Annotated in this window: 18 protein-coding genes; 3 read left to right on the top strand and 15 right to left on the bottom strand. The window is 63.2% G+C overall.

Going from position 1 to position 17,935, the window contains the following annotated elements:
- Positions 1-804: a helix-turn-helix transcriptional regulator gene (locus OVA00_RS28165; protein WP_268090035.1), complete on the bottom strand. Its 804-nt coding sequence runs from the start codon at positions 802-804 to the stop codon at positions 1-3.
- Positions 805-908: 104 nt separating this feature from the next.
- On the opposite strand from OVA00_RS28165, the gene OVA00_RS28160 reads away from it, so the two are divergent.
- Complete coding sequence (locus OVA00_RS28160; RefSeq protein ID WP_112976543.1) at positions 909-2,462, top strand: MFS transporter; 1,554 nt, start codon at positions 909-911, stop codon at positions 2,460-2,462.
- A gap of 379 nt (positions 2,463-2,841) precedes the next feature.
- On the opposite strand, the gene ccoP is transcribed toward OVA00_RS28160, so the two are convergent.
- The 4 genes from ccoP to ccoN are packed head-to-tail and all read right to left on the bottom strand — an operon-like array spanning position 2,842 to position 6,248.
- Positions 2,842-3,705: a cytochrome-c oxidase, cbb3-type subunit III gene (gene ccoP, locus OVA00_RS28155; RefSeq protein ID WP_060520625.1), complete on the bottom strand. Its 864-nt coding sequence runs from the start codon at positions 3,703-3,705 to the stop codon at positions 2,842-2,844.
- Between the two features lie 4 nt (positions 3,706-3,709).
- Positions 3,710-3,862: a CcoQ/FixQ family Cbb3-type cytochrome c oxidase assembly chaperone gene (locus OVA00_RS28150; protein WP_034788377.1), complete on the bottom strand. Its 153-nt coding sequence runs from the start codon at positions 3,860-3,862 to the stop codon at positions 3,710-3,712.
- 12 nt (positions 3,863-3,874) lie between these two features.
- Positions 3,875-4,606 (bottom strand): cytochrome-c oxidase, cbb3-type subunit II, encoded by a 732-nt coding sequence (gene ccoO / locus OVA00_RS28145; protein WP_034788367.1) that lies wholly within the window; start codon positions 4,604-4,606, stop codon positions 3,875-3,877.
- Between the two features lie 13 nt (positions 4,607-4,619).
- A complete protein-coding gene (ccoN, locus tag OVA00_RS28140; RefSeq protein ID WP_034788365.1) occupies positions 4,620-6,248 on the bottom strand; it encodes a cytochrome-c oxidase, cbb3-type subunit I in 1,629 nt (542 codons plus the stop codon).
- Between the two features lie 187 nt (positions 6,249-6,435).
- Between ccoN and OVA00_RS28135 the strand changes: the two genes are divergently transcribed.
- Positions 6,436-6,936: a hemerythrin domain-containing protein gene (locus OVA00_RS28135; protein ID WP_051659130.1), complete on the top strand. Its 501-nt coding sequence runs from the start codon at positions 6,436-6,438 to the stop codon at positions 6,934-6,936.
- 94 nt (positions 6,937-7,030) lie between these two features.
- Here OVA00_RS28135 and OVA00_RS28130 read toward each other — a convergent pair whose 3' ends face one another.
- The 8 genes from OVA00_RS28130 to hemN all read right to left on the bottom strand — a co-directional run bounded on the left by OVA00_RS28130 (position 7,031) and on the right by hemN (position 15,218).
- The gene (locus OVA00_RS28130; protein WP_034788334.1) at positions 7,031-7,741 is read right to left on the bottom strand and encodes a PAS domain-containing protein; all 711 of its coding nucleotides are present in this window, start codon (positions 7,739-7,741) and stop codon (positions 7,031-7,033) included.
- A gap of 372 nt (positions 7,742-8,113) precedes the next feature.
- Positions 8,114-9,043 carry a lipid A biosynthesis lauroyl acyltransferase gene (locus tag OVA00_RS28125; RefSeq protein ID WP_034788563.1) on the bottom strand — a complete coding sequence of 310 codons (930 nt, stop codon included), beginning with the start codon at positions 9,041-9,043 and terminating at the stop codon, positions 8,114-8,116.
- 11 nt (positions 9,044-9,054) lie between these two features.
- Positions 9,055-10,083, bottom strand: coding sequence for a zinc-binding dehydrogenase (locus OVA00_RS28120; RefSeq protein ID WP_034788322.1), 1,029 nt, complete (start codon positions 10,081-10,083; stop codon positions 9,055-9,057).
- A gap of 281 nt (positions 10,084-10,364) precedes the next feature.
- A complete protein-coding gene (locus OVA00_RS28115; RefSeq protein ID WP_060520623.1) occupies positions 10,365-11,648 on the bottom strand; it encodes a beta-ketoacyl-ACP synthase in 1,284 nt (427 codons plus the stop codon).
- A 12-nt stretch (positions 11,649-11,660) separates the two neighbouring features.
- Positions 11,661-12,863: a beta-ketoacyl-ACP synthase gene (locus tag OVA00_RS28110; RefSeq protein WP_060520622.1), complete on the bottom strand. Its 1,203-nt coding sequence runs from the start codon at positions 12,861-12,863 to the stop codon at positions 11,661-11,663.
- Position 12,864: 1 nt separating this feature from the next.
- On the bottom strand, positions 12,865-13,350 hold the full coding sequence (locus tag OVA00_RS28105) for a 3-hydroxyacyl-ACP dehydratase FabZ family protein (protein WP_034788315.1): 486 nt from the start codon (positions 13,348-13,350) through the stop codon (positions 12,865-12,867).
- A gap of 115 nt (positions 13,351-13,465) precedes the next feature.
- Positions 13,466-13,750 (bottom strand): acyl carrier protein, encoded by a 285-nt coding sequence (locus OVA00_RS28100; RefSeq protein ID WP_089044188.1) that lies wholly within the window; start codon positions 13,748-13,750, stop codon positions 13,466-13,468.
- 118 nt (positions 13,751-13,868) lie between these two features.
- On the bottom strand, positions 13,869-15,218 hold the full coding sequence (gene hemN, locus OVA00_RS28095; protein ID WP_113506194.1) for an oxygen-independent coproporphyrinogen III oxidase: 1,350 nt from the start codon (positions 15,216-15,218) through the stop codon (positions 13,869-13,871).
- Between the two features lie 216 nt (positions 15,219-15,434).
- On the opposite strand from hemN, the gene OVA00_RS28090 reads away from it, so the two are divergent.
- Complete coding sequence (locus OVA00_RS28090; protein ID WP_051659129.1) at positions 15,435-16,172, top strand: Crp/Fnr family transcriptional regulator; 738 nt, start codon at positions 15,435-15,437, stop codon at positions 16,170-16,172.
- Positions 16,173-16,404: 232 nt separating this feature from the next.
- On the opposite strand, the gene OVA00_RS28085 is transcribed toward OVA00_RS28090, so the two are convergent.
- On the bottom strand, positions 16,405-16,833 hold the full coding sequence (locus OVA00_RS28085) for a L,D-transpeptidase (protein ID WP_034788308.1): 429 nt from the start codon (positions 16,831-16,833) through the stop codon (positions 16,405-16,407).
- A 129-nt stretch (positions 16,834-16,962) separates the two neighbouring features.
- A complete protein-coding gene (cbiB, locus tag OVA00_RS28080) occupies positions 16,963-17,934 on the bottom strand; it encodes an adenosylcobinamide-phosphate synthase CbiB (RefSeq protein ID WP_268090031.1) in 972 nt (323 codons plus the stop codon).
- Position 17,935: the final 1 nt, after the last annotated feature.

The following is a 17,935-nucleotide window of genomic DNA, read 5'->3' as shown; positions in this document are numbered from 1 at the left end:
TCAGGCAAGCGCCGGCTCGGCGAAGTAAACCACCATCCGCAGATGCCGGTGCTCGTCCACAACCAACGTCTCGTGGCGGAAACGCAGGCGCCCGGCCCCGGCATCGATCAGGGACCCAATCCCGCGACGGACCTCGTCACCGCCGGGCGCTGCCCACCAGCGCCTGAAATCGGCCGACAGGTCCTTCAGGCTTTCGACCAGGGCCAGCATCGACGGATCATCCGGCGCCACGGCAAAATCGTATCGGAACTGGGCAAGCAGCTTCGGCGCGTCCTCGCGCCAGGCAGGCATGCGCCTCCGTATCTCGGGATCGGCAAACACCATTTGCAGGATATTGCCAAGCTCCGGCTGCCGGGCGCTAAAGCCGAACAGAGCGTCTGCCGCAGCGTTCCAGGCAACGACATCCCAGCGCAGGTTGATCACATGGGCCGGCCGGACCGTGAGCTCGTCCAGCAACGTCTGGATCAGCGGCGAAACGGTAACGCGATGATGTGCCTCCGGCGGTGGCGGCCGCTTGTGGGCAAGCAGGAACAGATGGCTGCATTCGGCGTCGTCGAGCTTCAGCGCTCGCGCCACATTCAGCAGGAACGCCTCCGACACTTTGATGTCGCGCCCTTGCTCGAACCACGTGTACCAGGTGAGCCCGACACCGGCGAGCGCTGCCACCTCCTCCCGCCTGAGGCCCGGGGTGCGCCGCCGCCCGGTGAAGGCAAGGCCGGCATCGGCCGGCGTCAGCTTCGCCCTGTGTCTCGTCAAAAACTCCGACAGCTCGTTCTTGCTTCGCTCAAGACTTCGTTCGTTCACGCTATTGCTCTCAGTAATAGGATAAATACTTAAATTGTAACAGGATGATTGTGCCCTGAAGATGTGGTCTCCGCAACCAGCCCAAGCGAAGACGGAGGCCACTTTTGACAATTCTCAGCGACCGACCATCCCACCTCACCGACCATGCCGATCCCGGTGAAACGCGCGCGGGCCTGCGAGAATGGGCCGGGCTCGCCCTGCTCGCGCTCCCCACCATCCTGCTCGGGCTCGACCTGACGCTGCTGCATCTCGCTTTGCCGGCGCTCGCGGCGGATCTGAAGCCCACCAGCACCCAGGCGCTCTGGATCGTCGATGCCTACGGTTTCATGATCGCCGGCTTTCTGATCACCATGGGAACGCTCGGCGACCGCATCGGTCGCCGCAAGCTCCTGATGCTGGGCGCGGCCGCCTTCGGCGTCGCCTCGGTGCTTTCGGCCTATTCCACCAGCGCTACCATGCTGATCACTGCACGCGCGGCACTCGGCGTTGCCGGCGCAACGCTGATGCCGCCGACCCTGGCGCTGATCAGCAACATGTTTCTGAACCCGCACCAGCGCGCGCTTGCGATCGGCGTCTGGGCGACCATGTTCGCGCTCGGCATGGCCGCGGGACCGATCGTCGGCGGCATCCTGCTCGAACGGTACTGGTGGGGGGCCGCCTTCCTCGTCGCACTGCCGATCGTCGGGCTGCTGCTCATCGTCGCGCCGTTTCTGCTGCCGGAATATCGTGCCCCGCAATCGGACCGCCTGGACATGGCCAGTGTGGCGCTGTCGCTGGCGGGGCTGCTGCCCATCGTCTACGGCATCAAGCAGGTCGCCAAGGATGGCCTTGGGCTCGGCGCCACGCTCGGCCTGACCGTCGGCCTCGTCGCCACGCTCCTCTTCATCCGGCGACAACGCCGCCTGCGAAGCCCGCTGATCGACCTCGAGCTCTTCTCAGATCGCGCCTTCCGCACAGCGCTGCTGATCCTCCTGATCGGCTTGACGGCTGTCGGCGGCACGATGCTGCTCGTCACCCAGTATCTGCAGCTCGTCGTCGGGCTTTCTCCGCTGTCGGCGGGCCTGAGAATGGGCCCCTCGGCGCTCGCCATGCTTTTGGCCGGCATCACCGCACCGCTCATCGCCAGGCGCTTCGGCCCCGGCCCCGTGATCGCAGCGGCGCTGGCGCTCTCCGTGGTCGGCTACCTCCTGCTCGCCCAGCTCGGCCATACGCCATACGGGGTCGGGCTGGTAACCGCCGCATTTGCGCTCGTCTATCTCGGCCTTGGAACCATTGCCGCGCTTGGCACCGATCTCGTCGTCAGTGCAGCGCCCGCCGAAAAGGCCGGTTCGGCCTCGGCCCTCTCCGAAGTGGTGCAGGAACTCGGCCTTGCCGTCGGCATCGCCACGCTCGGCAGCCTGACCACCGCCGTCTACCGCATCGAAATGGCCGGCCAGACGCTGATCCCCGGCGAGATCGGCGACAGGCTGTCGGACAGCCTCGCCGGCGCCGTATCCGTCGCGACCGAGCTACCGGCGGGCATGCTGGAGCAAGCCCAGGCCGCCTTCATGACCGGCTTCAACGCAGCCGCCGCCGTTTGCGCCGTCGCCATCGCGATCATGGCGACGCTGGCCGTGGTTTCGTTGCGAAGGCGTGTCGGCGAAAAGGCGAGATCTTGAGAGGACACGTCGGCCAATTCATTGACATCTCCCCTCAATGACGAAACGCTCCAGATGAAAAAGGCCGCGCCCTTTGGCGCGGCCTTTTCGACTGGATGGATGAGAGCTGCCCCTCACTGTCCAGCCGGACATCTCTCCCCGCCTGGCGGGGAGAGGAACGCTGGGGTCACCCGCCCGGCATCAAGCCTGAAAAGTCTGAGCGGTAGCCCACTCAAGAACGTGATGGGCGGCTCCATCGCCAACCATACTTTTAACCTGGCGAGGCTAGCGCGGCTTGCGCCCTTCTCCCCGCCTGGCGGGGAGAAGGTGCCGGCAGCCGGATGAGGGGCGCCACCATCACCTACGGATGAGTGGCAGGTCCGCAAGCCCCTCGTTCCTCTTATTCGCCGCCACCCAGCGAATGCACGAAGATGGCGAGCTGCTTGACGGTGGTGTCGCCGAGGCGCGGCAGCCAGGCGGGCATGACGCCGTGCTTGGGCGCCTTCATCTGGGCGACGATCGCCTGTTCGCTCGAGCCGTTGAGCCACAGCGCATCGGCAAGGTTGGGCGCGCCGAACTCGCGGTTGCCCTTGGCGTCGGCACCGTGGCAGGAGGCGCAGTTTGCCTCAAACAGCGCCTTGCCCGGCTCTACCATGGAGGCATCCGACGGCGTGCCGGTGAGGCTGACGACATAGGCCGCCGTCTGCTTGATCTCTTCCGGCTGCAGGATTTCCGCGAAGGACGGCATTTCCGAGACGCGGGTGTCGTCGTCGCCGTTATAGCGGATGCCGTGGGCGATCGTCTGGTAGATCTCTTCGGGCTTGCCACCCCAGAGCCAGTCGTCGTCGTTCAGGTTCGGGAAGCCGGCAGAACCGGCCGCACCCGAGCCGTGGCACTGGGCGCAGTTGACCTTGAAGGCCGACGCGCCGCCGGAAACGGCGAAGTGCTGCAACTGCGGATCGGCCATGATGTCGGCGAGCGAGCTCGACGCGATTTTCTCGAGGTTGCCTGCCTGCGCCGCCTTGGCGCTGGCAAGCTCCGCACTCACCTCGGCGCGGCTCGAATAGCCGAGCACGCCCTTGGTGGCGTCGGTCAGAAGCGGCACGGCCGGATAGACGATCATGTAGCCCACCGCCCAGACGATGGTCGCGTAGAAGGTATAGACCCACCAGCGCGGCATCGGGTTGTTAAGCTCGCGGATACCGTCCCATTCGTGGCCGGTGGTCTCGACGCCGCTGATTTCGTCGACGTGTTTGTCCGCCATTCTATTAATCCTCCTTCAGGGGGATGGCTGCGGCATCATCGGCGGCCTTCTTGGCGCCGGGCCGGAAGATGAAGGCGACGACGCCCAGGAAAAAGAGCGTCATGGCAAGGAGCGCCCAGCTATCGGCGAACTGGCGCATGGCCGTGTAGGTTTCCATGGTGCGGTCTCCTTAGCGATAGCCGGTGGTGTCGTCGTAGGTGGAGAAGTCGACCAGCGTGCCGAGCATCTGCAGATAAGCGATGAGCGCGTCCATCTCCGTCAGCTTCTGCGGATCGCCGTCGAAGTCGCCGAGCTTGGCCTTCGGATAGCGGCCCTCGACGCCGGACGTGTCGGCGTTCGGATCTGCCTGCGCCTTGATGTCGGCAAGCGCGTTGTCGATCATCTCGTCCGTGTAGGGCACGCCGACCGCCTTGTTGGCCTTGAGGTTCGCGGCGATGTTGTTCACATCGAGCGGCGTCGCCTTGAGGAAGGCGTAGCTCGGCATCACCGATTCCGGCACCACCGAGCGCGGCTCGATCATGTGCTGCACGTGCCACTCGTTGGAGTAGCGGTCGCCGACGCGCGCCAGGTCCGGCCCAGTGCGCTTGGAGCCCCACTGGAACGGATGGTCGTACATGGATTCCGCCGCCAGCGAGTAGTGACCGTAGCGCTCCACTTCGTCGCGGAACGGGCGGATCATCTGGCTGTGACAGACATAGCAGCCTTCACGCACATAGATGTCGCGGCCGGCAAGCTCCAGCGGCGAATAGGGACGCATGCCCTCCACCTTCTCGATGGTGTTTTCGAGGTAGAAGAGCGGCGCGATTTCCACGATGCCGCCGACGGAGACGACGAGCAGCGAGCCGACGAGCAGCAGGGTCGCGTTGCGTTCGAGCGTCGCGTGTTTGTCGAGAATGGACATTCTCTATGCCCTCCTATTCCGCAGCCTTGAGCGCGGGCGTCGCACCGAAGATCGGGGCTTCATCGCGCACGCGGCCGAGGATGGTCATGGTTACGTTGAAGGCCATGAGCAGAGCTCCGGCGAGGAAGAGTGCGCCGCCAAGGGCACGCAGCACGTAGTAGGGAACCATGGCCGCGACCGATTCCGCGAAGGAATAGACGAGGAAGCCCTGGTCGTCGTACTCGCGCCACATCAGGCCCTGCTGGATGCCGGCAACCCACATGACCGCCGCGTAGACGACGATGCCGAGGGTGGCGAGCCAGAAGTGCCAGTTGACCATGCGCACGCTGTAGAGGCGCTCGCGGTTCCACAGCTTCGGAACGAGATAGTAGATCGCGCCGAAGGTGATGAGGCCGTTCCAGCCGAGCGCGCCGGAATGCACGTGGCCGATGGTCCAGTCGGTGTAGTGGCTGAGCGAGTTGACCGTCTTGATCGACATCATCGGACCTTCGAAGGTCGCCATGCCGTAGAAGGCAACGGCCATGACCATCATGCGGATGATCGGGTCGGTACGGATCTTGTCCCAGGCGCCCGAGAGCGTCATCAGGCCGTTGATCATGCCGCCCCAGGAGGGCATCCAGAGCATGACCGAGAACACCATGCCGAGCGTCTGCGCCCAGTCGGGCAGCGCGGTGTAGTGGAGGTGGTGCGGACCCGCCCAGATGTACATGAAGATCAGCGACCAGAAGTGGATGATCGACAGGCGGTAGGAGTAAACAGGGCGATTGGCCTGCTTCGGAATGAAGTAATACATCATGCCCAGGAAGCCGGCCGTCAGGAAGAAGCCGACGGCATTATGCCCGTACCACCATTGCGTCAGCGCATCCTGCACCCCGGCAAAGGCCGAGTAGCTCTTGGAGCCGAGGAAGGAGACCGGAACCGCCAGGTTGTTGACGATGTGCAGCATCGCGATCGTGACGATGAAGGCGAGGTAGAACCAGTTGGCCACATAGATATGCGGCTCCTTGCGCGTCAGCAGCGTGCCGAGAAAGACGGCGAGATAGGCGACCCAGACGATCGTCAGCCACAGGTCCACATACCATTCCGGCTCCGCGTATTCCTTCGACTGGGTGATGCCCAGCAGATAGCCGGTGGCGGCCATGATGATGAAGAGCTGGTAGCCCCAGAACACGAACCAGCCGAGATTGCCGCCGAAAAGGCGGGCACGGCTGGTGCGCTGGACGATGTAGAAGGACGTTGCGATCAGCGCGTTGCCGCCGAAGGCGAAGATCACCGCCGAGGTGTGCAACGGCCGCATGCGGCCGAAGTTGAACCAGGGCTCGATGTTGAGGTCCGGGAAGGCAAGCTGGAGTGCAACCACGACACCGACGAGAAAACCGACGACGCCCCAAAAGACGGTGGCGATCACGCCGTACTTGACCACCTCGTCAAAATACTCCGACTGGGGTGGCGGCGGTGACGCCCTGCCCGCGGAAGCCGGGCTGAACTCGATGCGGCGCATCAGGAGGATGGTGCCGGCAAGAAGCGTGAAGAACAGCACCCACATATGGGCTTCGAAGTGCCGGTCCTGGGCAAACCCGGCGCCGACAAGCGCCAGGAATGCACCGACCCCGAGCAGGATCATCTCGAATGTGTATTTCATGGTTGGGTCCCCAACTTTATCCGAACGCACGCGACAACACCCCGAAACGAGGGGTGTCACCGCAGCTTGCCCGAAAGTGTCAGAATCGGGGCAGCCCGGCCTTGATTCAGATCAAGGCTTTGTCACCTCGTTTGGATCATCCTCGGCAAACAATAGGGAGCGCCGTGGGAGCTGGCGTCTGAAGCCGATGAAAAAGACTTTTGAAGACGGACGAATCCGCAGCCGGCTGGACCCGGCCCCCCGGCGGGAGTCCGTGGCCGAGCCGTTTGCCTGGCTTGCCCGCGCCCACGAGGAGCAGCTTGCGCTCTGCAATTGCCTGGAGGAAATCGCCGACAGCCTGCCTGCGGAAATCGACCGGCAGAAATGCCTCTATGCCGCAAAGGTGCTGGAGCCGCTGATCCGCGAGATGCACTCGGGCGAAGAAAACCTCGTCTTCTCCTGGATCGAACGCACCTACCGCGGCGATCCGACGCTCGGCGCGACGCTGGAGCGGCTGAAATACGAACATTGCGAGGACGAGTGCTTCGCCGAGGAGCTGACCGAAATGCTGGAGCGCCTCGGCGCTGCCGACCAGACGGTCAATGCCGAGACCGCCGGCTACATGCTGCGCGGCTTCTTCACGAGCCTCAGGCGGCACGTCGGCTTCGAGCAGGAATGTCTGCGCAGCATCACCGCGCCGGTCGGGTGAACCGGCCTTCGCGGCAGGTGGACATGCAAGGCGGCCGTTACCCGGCCGCGCATCCCCTCATGCATTTTCGATTGATACCGCCGGAACCGGCGCCTCAGGCCGCGATCGCGCGGCGGCGGTCGGCATGTTCCTGGATCACTAGAATAGCGCCGATGAGCTTGCCGGTGCTCGACATGCACGGCGTCAGCCGGCAGCGCACGACGACCGTGCGCGCGTCGACCGTCTTGGCGAAGGTGTAGTCCACCACCTCGCCGGCGAAACACCGGTCGAGATAGGATTTCACCCGAAGCTCGAACCGCTGGATGCCGATGAACTCGACGATATGCCGGCCGATCAGGTCCATCGGGCGGCTTTCCAGATGCTCGGCATTGCGCGGATTGGTGTAAAGATAGCGGTAGTCGGGCGTGATCACCGCAAGCCGGTCCGGGAAGCTGTCGAGGATCGCCTCGTTGAGCAATCCTTCGTCCGCCCTGCCCTTGTTCGGCTGCGCCGGCAGGCGCTCCAGTTGCAGGTCGGCGAGGTTCTCCGCACCGGTCGCCGCGAAGTAGCGATTGATCAGCGATTGCAGCAACTGCGAATGGCGCAGCACGCAGGAAATGTCGTCGGCTTCGACGCGCAGAATGTCGATCAGGAACTGAAACTGAAGCCGGGCATCTTCGACGCTCACCGCCTTCTCGTCGTAGACGGATCTCAAGATCGGATCCAATTCGCGATCCAGAATGCTGATCAAATGCTCGTCTGCCGTACGAACGGCATACTGCAGCTGCGAATATTTGAACCAGAACAGCTCAATCAGTGCGTTCAATTCGAAACCCCAATTCCCCCACGGCAAAACCGCTTCGATGCACTTACAAAACAGGCGTAGATGCTCAGGACACTGATCTGGTTCTTGACGTTTCCCCCACCACTTCCGCGTAAAACCGCACTGCTCGGGTCATCCAAAGCGCTTGCAGGCATTTTCTCACGCGACAGGCATAAGTTTACACTCATTGCGATAGCGTTCAACAGCAGAAAGAAAAACTTAACGTTTACGCACGTTTTCGAGGGAAGATCGGCGCCGATGCCCCCCGCGTACTTGGCAAAACGCAAAGCCCGGCACACGGGGTGCCGGGCTTGCAGGAAGATCAAGTCTGCTTGCGCAAGACGCAATCAGGCTGGGGTCGCGGGCGAACGAGAATCAGTCTTTCAGGTAGCGCTTGATGTGCCAGCGGTCGTGATACCAGAGCCATTGGCCGGGATACTCCCTCACCCAGCTTTCCACCTTGTCGTTCAGAACCTGCGCCGTAGCGGTCACGTCGACGCTGCCGTCGGCCTTGCGTGGGATGGCGATCGCCGGTTCGATCTCCAGGCGGAAACGGCCACCCGGCAAGCGGATGCAGCGGGCCGGATAGACCTCGCAGTTGAACTGGCGGACGAGCTTGGCGAGCAGCGGGTTGGTCTGCACGTCCTGGCCGAAGAACTTGGTCTTTAGACCCTTGCGGAACTTCTGGTCGACGAGAACCCCGACGCCCTGGCCGCGCTCCAGCTGGCGGGCGAGCGCAAAGGACGAGCCCGCATGCGACGGCACGAGCTTGCCCATGCGTTCGGCGCGGAAGTTGAAGACCTTTTCGGCCACGTATGGGTTGTTCGGCGGCCGGAACAGCACCGTCACGTCGAGCCCGAAGGCTGAGCCGGCGACCGGCAGCATTTCGAAATTGCCACTGTGCGCGGTAAAGACGATGAAGGGGCGCGGATTGTCGCGAAGCTCGAGGAACAAGGGAATGCCCGAGACTTCGATGCGCCCGGGCGTCGTGCGCTCCGGGTCGAAATCGAAGAGACGGTCGAGGAACACGTATTCGGCCGCCATGCGGCCCATGTTGCCCCAACTTTCGAGCGCGATCTGCTCGATCTCCGCTTCGCTCTTTTCCGGGAATGCATTGCGCAGGTTCGTCAGCGTCAGCTTCTGACGGCTGGTCTTCGGGCCGATGAACCGCAGGGCGCGATCCATGAAGTTGATCGCGCCGTCAGCGGGAAACATCTTCAGGATCGTCAAAAGCAGAAACACGAACTGCGCAATCAGCCACTGGCGGAAACGATCCGCCGCCAGCACCAGCCGTGTGATCAGCATGCGCACGTCGATCAATCCATCTTCAGGATGATCTTGCCGAAGATCTGGCGCGATTCCATGCGCTCCAGCGCGCGGTCGATCTCGTCCAGGCCGATTTCGGTGTCGATGACCGGATGTACGAGGCCGCGCGCCATCTTCTGCATGGCGTTCGCCATGTTTTCCATGCGGCAGCCGAAGGAGCCGAGCAGCTTCAGCTGCTGCTGGAACAGCATCATCAGGTTCATGTCGGTGGACACGCCCGAGGTGGAGCCGCAGGTAACGAGACGGCCGCCGCGCTTCATGCAGAGCATCGAGCCCGCCCAGGTGTCCTTGCCGACGTGCTCGAACACGACGTCGACGCCCTTCTTCTTGGTAAGCTTGCGCACCACGCCCTCGAAGCGGTCGGTGCGGTAGTTGATGACGTGATCGGCGCCGAGCGCCTTGGCCTTCTCGATCTTGTCGTCGGAGCCGACGGTGGTGATCACGGTGCAGCCGATCTTCTTGGCAAGCTGGATCGCCGCCGAGCCGATGCCGGAACCGCCAGCATGCACGAGGATGGTCTCGCCGGGCTCAAGCTTGGCGTTGTCGAACAGCATGTGCTCGACGGTACCGAAGGTGACCGGAGCAAGGGCTGCGGCGACCGCGTCGACGCCCGGAGGTGCCGGTACCAGCAGGCGCGCCGGCAGGTTGATCTTCTCCTGTGCGAAGCCGTCGAGGTGGAAGCCGTGAACGCCGCCGACATGTTCGCAGAGGTTGTCGCGGCCTTCCTTGCACGGACGGCAGAGGCCGCAGGTGCGCGCGCCGTAGATCGAGACGAGCTGGCCCGGAAGCACGCTTGAAACACCGGGACCGATGCTGTCGACGACGCCTGCTGCCTCGGCGCCGATGACGAGCGGCATCTTGCGCTTGGCGAATGCCATGCCGCGCCAGCCCCAGACGTCGATATGGTTGAGCGCAACCGCCTTGACGCGCAACGTCACCTCGCCCGGGCCGGGTGCTTCCGGTTCCGGAATGTCGGTGATTTCGAGCTTGCGGTCATCGAGCAGTTGCAGGGCGCGCATGGTTCTTCCTTTAAATGTTCAGATCGACAGGCGGCATATACACGTCTTGTGGGCATGTCGCCATTCTACAGAGAGCGGCGCGTTAGCCCCCTCTGCCCTGCCGGGCATCTCCTCCACAAGGGGGGAGATTGGATGTGGCACCCCTTTGCCCTTCACGAAAAGCACCGAAATCGGGCCTTGTTATTGGAGCGATCGGCCGGCCGCGCGTCGATCTCCCCCTTGTTGGGGGAGATCGACGCGCGGCCGGCCAGAGGGGGGTATTTCGTTTCACCAGGTCCGGCTCAAGCCGGCTCGGCCGTCATCACCAGGCTGGCGTTCTGGCCGCCGAAACCGAAGGAGTTCGACAGCACCGCAGACACCTGCTGGCTGCGTTTCACGTTCGGCACCACGTCGAGCACGATCGCCGGATCGGGGTTCTGGTAGTTGATCGTCGGCGGCAGCGTGCCCGTCAGCATCGTCTGAATCGAGAACACCGCCTCGACCGCGCCGGCGGCCGTCAGGGTGTGGCCGATCATCGACTTGTTCGACGAGACCGGGATCGACGGCAGATGCTCACCGAAGACGGCAGACATCGACAGATATTCCATCTTGTCGTTTTCGGGCGTCGAGGTGCCGTGCGCGTTGATGTAGCCGATGCCGCCTTCGTCGATGCCGGCGTCGGCAAGGGCCGCGCGGATCGTCGCAATCGCCGGGCCGCCGTCGGGCGACGAGCGCGTGCGGTGGAAGAGATCGGCCTTCTCGCCGCAGCCCTTCAGGATGCCGTAGACGCGGGCGCCGCGGGCAACGGCAGCTTCCAGCGATTCGAGCACCAGGGTCGCAGCGCCTTCGGCGATGACGAAGCCGTCCCGATCCTTTGTGAAGGGCTTGGAGGCCTTCTCCGGCGGATCGTTCTGGGTGGAGAGCGCGGAAAGCAGCGCAAAGCGGATGAGTGCTTCGGCGCTGACCGAACCATCGGTCGCTACCGTCAGCGCACGATCGGTGCGGCCCTGGCGGATCGCCTCGACGCCGAGCTGGATCGCGGTCGCGCCCGAGGCACAGGCCGTCGAGAGCGTCACCGGCAGGCCGCGCGTGCCGAAGCGATCGGCAAGGCGCTCGGAGATCGAGCCGAAGAGCACGGCCTCATGGAACACCGGATCGGCCTTCTGGCGCATCGCGGCGAGGAAACGGTTGTACGCATCGCCCGGCTGTTCGGAAGGCGGCGAGCGGTCGGCAAGCTCGAAGCGCGCGCTCCATTCCGGCTCGATCGGCGGGGCGGCCAGAAACAGCGGACCGTTGAAGTCGCCGGAAAGCCCGGCCTGCGCCAGCGCTTCCAGCGTCGTCTCGCGCGCCATGGCGTAGGAGCGCTCGACGGAGTTGGCCGCCGGCACCTCGATGAAATCGACCATGCCGGAGATGCGGGTGTTGAGACCCTCCGTCGGGAAACGGGTGATCTTGCGGATGCCGGAGACGCCGCCGGTCAGCGCTGACCAGTTGTCTTCCAGGCCCTGCCCGAGCGAGGTGATGACGCCCATGCCAGTGACGGCGACGATCGGACGACCGAGATGATCCTTGTAAGCGTTGCTCATCAATCGTTCCTCTTATTCGGCCGAAAGGACCGCGACGCCTTCGCCGCGTGAATGACCGACGGTGGTCACGACCGCCGACCGGGCAGCAGCCGTCATCGGCTTTTCGAAGCTGCCGTCGAAGGCCGGTACCTTGGCGCCGTGGCCAAGCGTGAGTGCAGCAAGCGCGAGGCCCGCCGGAAACTGCGCCTCGATGCTGTGCCCGACGACGCCGCCATAGGCACGCACCGGCGCGCCGGCCAGCTTGGCCTGCAGGAACGCCTTTTCGCTGGCGACGAGATCATGAAAGCCTGACGTGCCGGAAAAGACCACGGTGCCTGCCGGGTCGAGCTTTTCGGCCGGTTTCGCAAGGTCCGCAAGGCGTGCTTCGAGCTTGCCGTCAGCGCGGCTGCCGCGGTCGCTGCCGATCGCGTCGATCGTCGCATAGATGCGGGCACCACGGGCTTCGGCGTACTCGCGTGATTCCAGCACCAGGAAGGCTCCGACCGACCCGGGGATCATGCCGCCGCCGTTGTCGCGGCTGCGCGACCAGATCGGGTGCCAGTCACCGGTCGCCTGGCCCTGGATCGCCTCGATCATCAGCATGATGTCGAGGCGCTCGGCCGAAAACGCGCCGCCGACGAGCGTATGGGTCGACTGGCCGGCCTTGATCCGGGCAAAGGCGGTTTCGATCGCCGAGATGCCGGCCGCTTCCTCGCCCATGAAGGTGCGCGACGAACCGGTGACCTTGTGCACGATCGAGATGTTGCCGGCGAGCAGGTTCGAAAGCTGGGCCAGGAACAGCGTGGGGCGCAGTTCGGTCGTCAGCTTTTCATTGAGGAGCTGTTCGCGGTCGTTGCGCTTCAGCGCCTCGTCGACGATCAGCGAATCGACGTTGATGTCACGCTCGCCGCCGCCGGCAGCGACGATCATGTCCATGCTGCCGCAGGCTTCGAGATTGTCCTTGAGACCGGCGTCATCGAGCGCCAGGCCCGCGGAAAAAACGCCGAGACGCTGCCAGTTTTCCATTTGCCGCTGGTCGCCACGCTTGGCGATCTGCTGCGACCAGTCGATCTCCGGCAGCGGGTGCACCGGATAGGGGCTGAACTTTTCGGTCTCGACGCGCACGGCCGGCGACGTGCCGGCGGTAAGCAGCGCCAGATGCGGCTCGACGCCGACGCCCTGGCTGGTGACGATACCGACGCCGGTAATGACAACGTCGTTTGCAGATTTGCTCATCTTACTTCTCCGAACCGGCTGCCGCCGAAAGCGCCGCCATCAGACCCACTTCTCCAGCCCGCTTGCGCACGATATCGCCGAGCGGAACCTGATCGAACGGCATCGTTCTCAGTTTCAGCTGGGCATCGCAGACCTTCTTGCCGCCAGAGGTGATCTTCGCCTTGGTGACGGCAAAGCCCGAACCTTCATGCTCGAGGAAAGCCTCGATCTCGAGTTCGGCCGAGGGCTCGACGAAGGTCCGCATCTTGGCGCCGTCGACCGACATCAGGAAGGGCATGGCGGCGAAATTGGTGGCGGCGAGCACCAGGAAACCGGAGGCCTGCGCCATGGTCTCGATCAGAAGCACGCCGGGCACCAGCGGGTAGCCTGGGAAATGGCCTTCGAACACCGGGCTCTTCTCCGGCACGACGGACCGCGCCGTCAGCCGGCCAGCCGAAAGATCGACCGTTTCGACACGGTCGATCATCTGGAAGTATTCAAGGAGCATTGAGGCTCACCCTGTTGGTTTCGGGCTCAAGTAAAAACGCCAATGCCGCCTGTCAAGCGCGGGGCGCGACGGGCGGCATTGGAAATCGAGTGGCAAGGCTCGGGCGAAAGCCCGATCAGCCCTTGGCAGCCCGCAGTTCGTCGATCTTGGCGCAGAGGTTCTTCAGAACGAAGTATTCTTCGGTCGAAACCTTGCCTTCGTTGACTTCCTGCGTCCACTGCTCGAGCGGAATCTTGATGCCGAATTCCTTGTCGATCGCAAACACGATGTCGAGGAAGTCCAGGCTGTCGATGCCGAGATCGTCGATCGTGTGGCTTTCCGGCGTAATCGTCTCGCGATCGATCTCGCTCGTTTCCGCGATGATGTCGGCAACCTTGTCGAATGTAGCTGTCACGCGCATACCTCTAATATTTTAAGTCGAGTCTCGGCGATCCTATAGGTAAATGCGCCGCAAAAGCCAATGGCCTTGATGGCAAAGGCTTTCGAATTGGAAAACGGTGTTGCGACAGAGCATGGGGTCAGACGGCCACCGAATGCCGGCCCCGACCGTTGCCGAGATAGGCGTCGAAGGTGGCTGCAACCGAGCGGGCAAAGGGCCTGCCGCGTTCAGTCAGGCGGAAAACCCCGTTTTCGATCGTCGTCAGCCCATCCACGTCGCGCGCCCGAAACAGCCGTGCCTCCTCGATCACAGCCCCTGCCAGCCCGGGAAACGCTTCCTCAACCTCAGCAAAGGAGAAGGCAAAACGGCACATGACGTCGGCAATCACTTTTGCTCTCAAAGTGTCGTCCGGTGTGAAGCGATAACCGCGGACCGCAGCGAGCCCCGTGTTTTCAACATGGCGCAGATACTCACCGGTCGCCGGCATGTTCTGGACATAACCTTGACGAAACTGGCCGATCGCGGAGGCGCCAAGCCCAACGAGCGTTTCGGCGGCATCGTCGGTATAGCCCTGGAAATTGCGACGGAGACGCCCTTCCCGGCTGGCCCGCGCCAGGCTGTCATCGGGCTTCGCAAAATGATCGATACCGATGGCCTCGTAGCCGGCGGCAGCCAGCATTTCGGCCGCGCGACTCATCTGCGCGAAGCGCTCGACGATGCCGGGCAGGCTTTCGTCCGGGATCATCTTCTGATGCGTCTTCATCCACGGCACATGGGCGTAGCCGAAGAGTGCGACGCGATCGGGGTCGAGCGAAAGCACCGCCTCCATGGTGCGCTCAAGCGACTGGAGGCTCTGATAGGGCAAACCATAGAGCACGTCGCAATTGACCGAATGCACGCCCCTTACCCGTGATGCCTCGATCGCGTCACGCGTCTGCTCGAAGGTCTGGATGCGGTTGATCGCCTTCTGCACGACGGGGTCGAAATCCTGGATGCCGAAGCTCGCCCGCGTCATACCGATCTCCGCCAACGCATCATGGCGCGCTTCGTCGAGATCGTTCGGATCCATCTCGACGCTGATCTCGCAATCAGCCGCGAAGGTGAAGTGATCGGTAAAGGCGCGCTTCAGCGCGATCAGGTCGTCGGGCCTGACGAGCGTCGGCGAGCCGCCGCCGAAATGCAGGGCCGTTACCTTGGCTTCGCGGCTCACCCGCCCGCCAATCTCTGCAATCTCCCGATGCAGGCCCGTGAGGTAGGTTGCCACCGGATCATACCGCAGCGTCTGCTTGGTATGGCAAGCACAGAACCAACAGAGCCGGTCGCAATAGGGCACGTGAGCATAGAGCGAGATCGCCTCATCCGGACCGATCGCCCCGAGCCAGCTTTGATAGTCAACCGGCCCCACCGCTTCGGAAAAATGCGGCGCGGTCGGGTAGCTGGTGTAGCGTGGCACGGGGTTCGCATGCTTGAGGATTAGCGCGTCGTCCATCAGTCTCTCCGCTGTCGTGAAAACGGCTTAGGACGGATCGGCAATGAGGCCTTTGATTTTGATCAAGTCGGCGAATTAACACGTTAAAATTGACAATGCTCAAGCCAGCATGAGACATTGTTTCGCGCTTTCGGAATTAGCACCTGTCAACTCTTGATTTAACGACCCGCATCCTCTTTGGTCATCCAGGGAGCAATGGAATGCAGGTAGAAAGAATTGCAGATCGTGAACGAACATCGCCGCAAGGATATCCATAATTCGGACGTTCCAGCCGTCTGCTCCGCCTGCGAGGCGCGCCATGGCGGCGTTTGCGGTACGCTCTCTCCGGATCAGCTTCTCGACCTCAGCCGTCACTCCACCCGCCGCAGCATCGAGCCCGGCCGCGAGGTCATCGGCCAGGGAGAAACCACCGACAGCTACGCAAATATCATCTCCGGCGTCGTCAAGCTCAGCAAGGTGCTGGCCGACGGCCGCCAGCAGATCGTCGGCCTGCAGTTCGCCCCTGATTTCATGGGCCGGCCCTTCACCCGCGAAAGCGCGCTGACGGCGGAAGCGGCTGTCGACACCGACATCTGTTGCTTCCCGCGCAACGTCATCGAGCGGCTGGTCTCCGAGGCTCCCGGGCTGGAACACCGGCTGCACGAGCAGGCGCTGAAGGAACTGGACGAAGCGCGCGACTGGATGCTCACCCTTGGCCGCAAGACCGCGCAGGAGAAGGTCGCAAGCTTCCTCTACATCATCGCGACTCACATCGACCCGGAAAACGGCACCTCGAACGTGTTCGACCTGCCGCTGTCGCGCGCCGACATCGCCGACTATCTCGGCCTGACCATCGAGACCGTCAGCCGCCAGATCACCAAGCTCCGCAAGGAGAATGTCATCCGCATCGAAAACAGCCGCCACGTCACCGTGCCGAGCCTCGACCGGCTGATGCATGTGGCAGGCATCGACTGACGGTCGCCAGCGGCTCTTAGCTGCCTCATCAAGTGCCCGACAGAATTGCCCTCTCCTCGGGTTTACCCCGAGGAAAGCCAAGCAGTCACGTTGAAGATGGGGACGCGCATTCTACCGTTCACTTCTTACGAAACGATCGGAGATGAAGCGGAAACGGTGCCTCGGATCCCTTCTCCCCTTCAAAACAGAGAGAAGGTCCCGGCAGGGGGATGAGGGGCTGGCTAGGCAGGCGTCACCGCGTAATTACGATCCGCGTGTTCTTCAGCCCATGTTCCCGCGTCAGCGCAAAAAACTCCGCCGCGTTGTTTGGATGCAGCCGCACGCAGCCGTGCGATGCCGGGCGGCCGAGCCGCTTGATGTCGTAGGTGGCGTGGATGGCGTAGCCGCCGTTGAAGAACACGGCATATGGCATCGGCGCGTCGTCGTATTTGCGTGAACGGTGGTTGCGAGAGAGCCATTTGGCGCTCCAGCTGCCGCGTGGCGTCACATAGCCCTTGCGCGCCGTCGACACCTTCCAGCGATACATGACGACGCCGTATTGCCGCACGGTCATCGTCTGCGACGACAGGCTGATATCGGCAATGAGATTGGCGGCGTTCGCGGGTTGAACGGCAAACTGCAGCAGAGCGGCAATCAGCGCAGTCAGAAAGCTTTTGCGCATGCTTCTCTCTCCGGGAAGACGAACACGTACCGGTGGAACCAAACGTTCCAGGAGAATAACTGATCGAATATGATACGATCTTAATACATATGGAAAGCAGAGTCTTAATGCGAAGGTCAACTTCCGCGATCAAATCATTGCGATTGCAAGAACAAACCCGGCCATGACCGTGCAGGCGCCATAAAATACAGCAATACCGGCGTCGATGTCTTCGCTTGTTGCAACCGCTCGGCCCGGACCGTTGATCATCGGTTCGCTGACCTTGACGCCGCCATAGATCCGCGGACCGGCAAGCTGCAGATCGAGCGCGCCGGCCATGGCCGCTTCCGGCCAGCCGGAGTTCGGCGAGCGGTGCAGGCCGTGGTCGCGAAGGGCCACGGTCAGCGCATCCTTGGCGGCGCTTACGCCACGATGGATCAGCGCACCGGCTGAGATCAAAAGGATCGAAAGCCTCGCTGCCGGCAGGTTGGCGAGATCGTCGAGCCGGGCCGAGGCCCAGCCGAAGTGCAGATATTTCGGCGACTTGTGGCCGATCATCGAATCGGCGGTGTTCAGCATCTTGTAGGCAAGAAGCCCGGGCAGGCCGGCAATCGCGTACCAGAAGGCCGGCGCCACGACGCCGTCGGAGAAATTCTCGGCAAGGCTTTCGATCGCGGCACGGCAGACCGCCGGCTCGTCGAGCGTCTTTGGATCGCGACCAACGACCATCGACACGGCGGCACGTCCGCCTTCCAGCCCGCCTTGTCGCAAGCCCCCGGCCACGCGACGCACGTGATCGGCGAGGCTCTTCTGCGCCAGGAAGACCGCGACCACAACCGCCTCGAGCAGAAAGCCGAGCGGTCCGAAGACGGTGAACAGGCGATGCAGCAGATGGCCGAACCAGGCGCTGATGCCAAGCAACAGCAGGATCATGACGACGCCACGAAATTTGCGGGCACCATCCTCGAGGTCCTCCCGGTTCAGCCGGGCGTCGAAAAAGCCGATGGCCTTGCCGAAAAACACGACCGGATGCGGCACGCGCGCCCAGAGCCAGTCCGGATCGCCGACAACGCGGTCGATCACCAGCGCCAGCGCGAGAATGAGCAGGATCGTCTCCGACACC

It is taken from the genome of Ensifer sp. SL37 (assembly GCF_026672675.1).
Classification (GTDB): domain Bacteria; phylum Pseudomonadota; class Alphaproteobacteria; order Rhizobiales; family Rhizobiaceae; genus Ensifer; species Ensifer adhaerens.
Note: the sequence above shows the minus strand (reverse complement) of the source record. Positions and strands in the feature narration are given on the sequence as shown.

What these genes read in the sequence shown, in the direction of transcription:
- ccoP (WP_060520625.1), bottom strand. Translation starts at nt 3,705, where the DNA reads ATGGCGGACAAACACGTCGACGAAATCAGCGGCGTCGAGACCACCGGC.
- OVA00_RS28150 (WP_034788377.1), bottom strand. Translation starts at nt 3,862, where the DNA reads ATGGAAACCTACACGGCCATGCGCCAGTTCGCCGATAGCTGGGCGCTC.
- ccoO (WP_034788367.1), bottom strand. Translation starts at nt 4,606, where the DNA reads ATGTCCATTCTCGACAAACACGCGACGCTCGAACGCAACGCGACCCTG.
- ccoN (WP_034788365.1), bottom strand. Translation starts at nt 6,248, where the DNA reads ATGAAATACACATTCGAGATGATCCTGCTCGGGGTCGGTGCATTCCTG.
- OVA00_RS28135 (WP_051659130.1), top strand. Translation starts at nt 6,436, where the DNA reads ATGAAAAAGACTTTTGAAGACGGACGAATCCGCAGCCGGCTGGACCCG.
- OVA00_RS28125 (WP_034788563.1), bottom strand. Translation starts at nt 9,043, where the DNA reads ATGCTGATCACACGGCTGGTGCTGGCGGCGGATCGTTTCCGCCAGTGG.
- OVA00_RS28120 (WP_034788322.1), bottom strand. Translation starts at nt 10,083, where the DNA reads ATGCGCGCCCTGCAACTGCTCGATGACCGCAAGCTCGAAATCACCGAC.
- OVA00_RS28115 (WP_060520623.1), bottom strand. Translation starts at nt 11,648, where the DNA reads ATGAGCAACGCTTACAAGGATCATCTCGGTCGTCCGATCGTCGCCGTC.
- OVA00_RS28110 (WP_060520622.1), bottom strand. Translation starts at nt 12,863, where the DNA reads ATGAGCAAATCTGCAAACGACGTTGTCATTACCGGCGTCGGTATCGTC.
- OVA00_RS28105 (WP_034788315.1), bottom strand. Translation starts at nt 13,350, where the DNA reads ATGCTCCTTGAATACTTCCAGATGATCGACCGTGTCGAAACGGTCGAT.
- OVA00_RS28100 (WP_089044188.1), bottom strand. Translation starts at nt 13,750, where the DNA reads ATGCGCGTGACAGCTACATTCGACAAGGTTGCCGACATCATCGCGGAA.
- hemN (WP_113506194.1), bottom strand. Translation starts at nt 15,218, where the DNA reads ATGGACGACGCGCTAATCCTCAAGCATGCGAACCCCGTGCCACGCTAC.
- OVA00_RS28085 (WP_034788308.1), bottom strand. Translation starts at nt 16,833, where the DNA reads ATGCGCAAAAGCTTTCTGACTGCGCTGATTGCCGCTCTGCTGCAGTTT.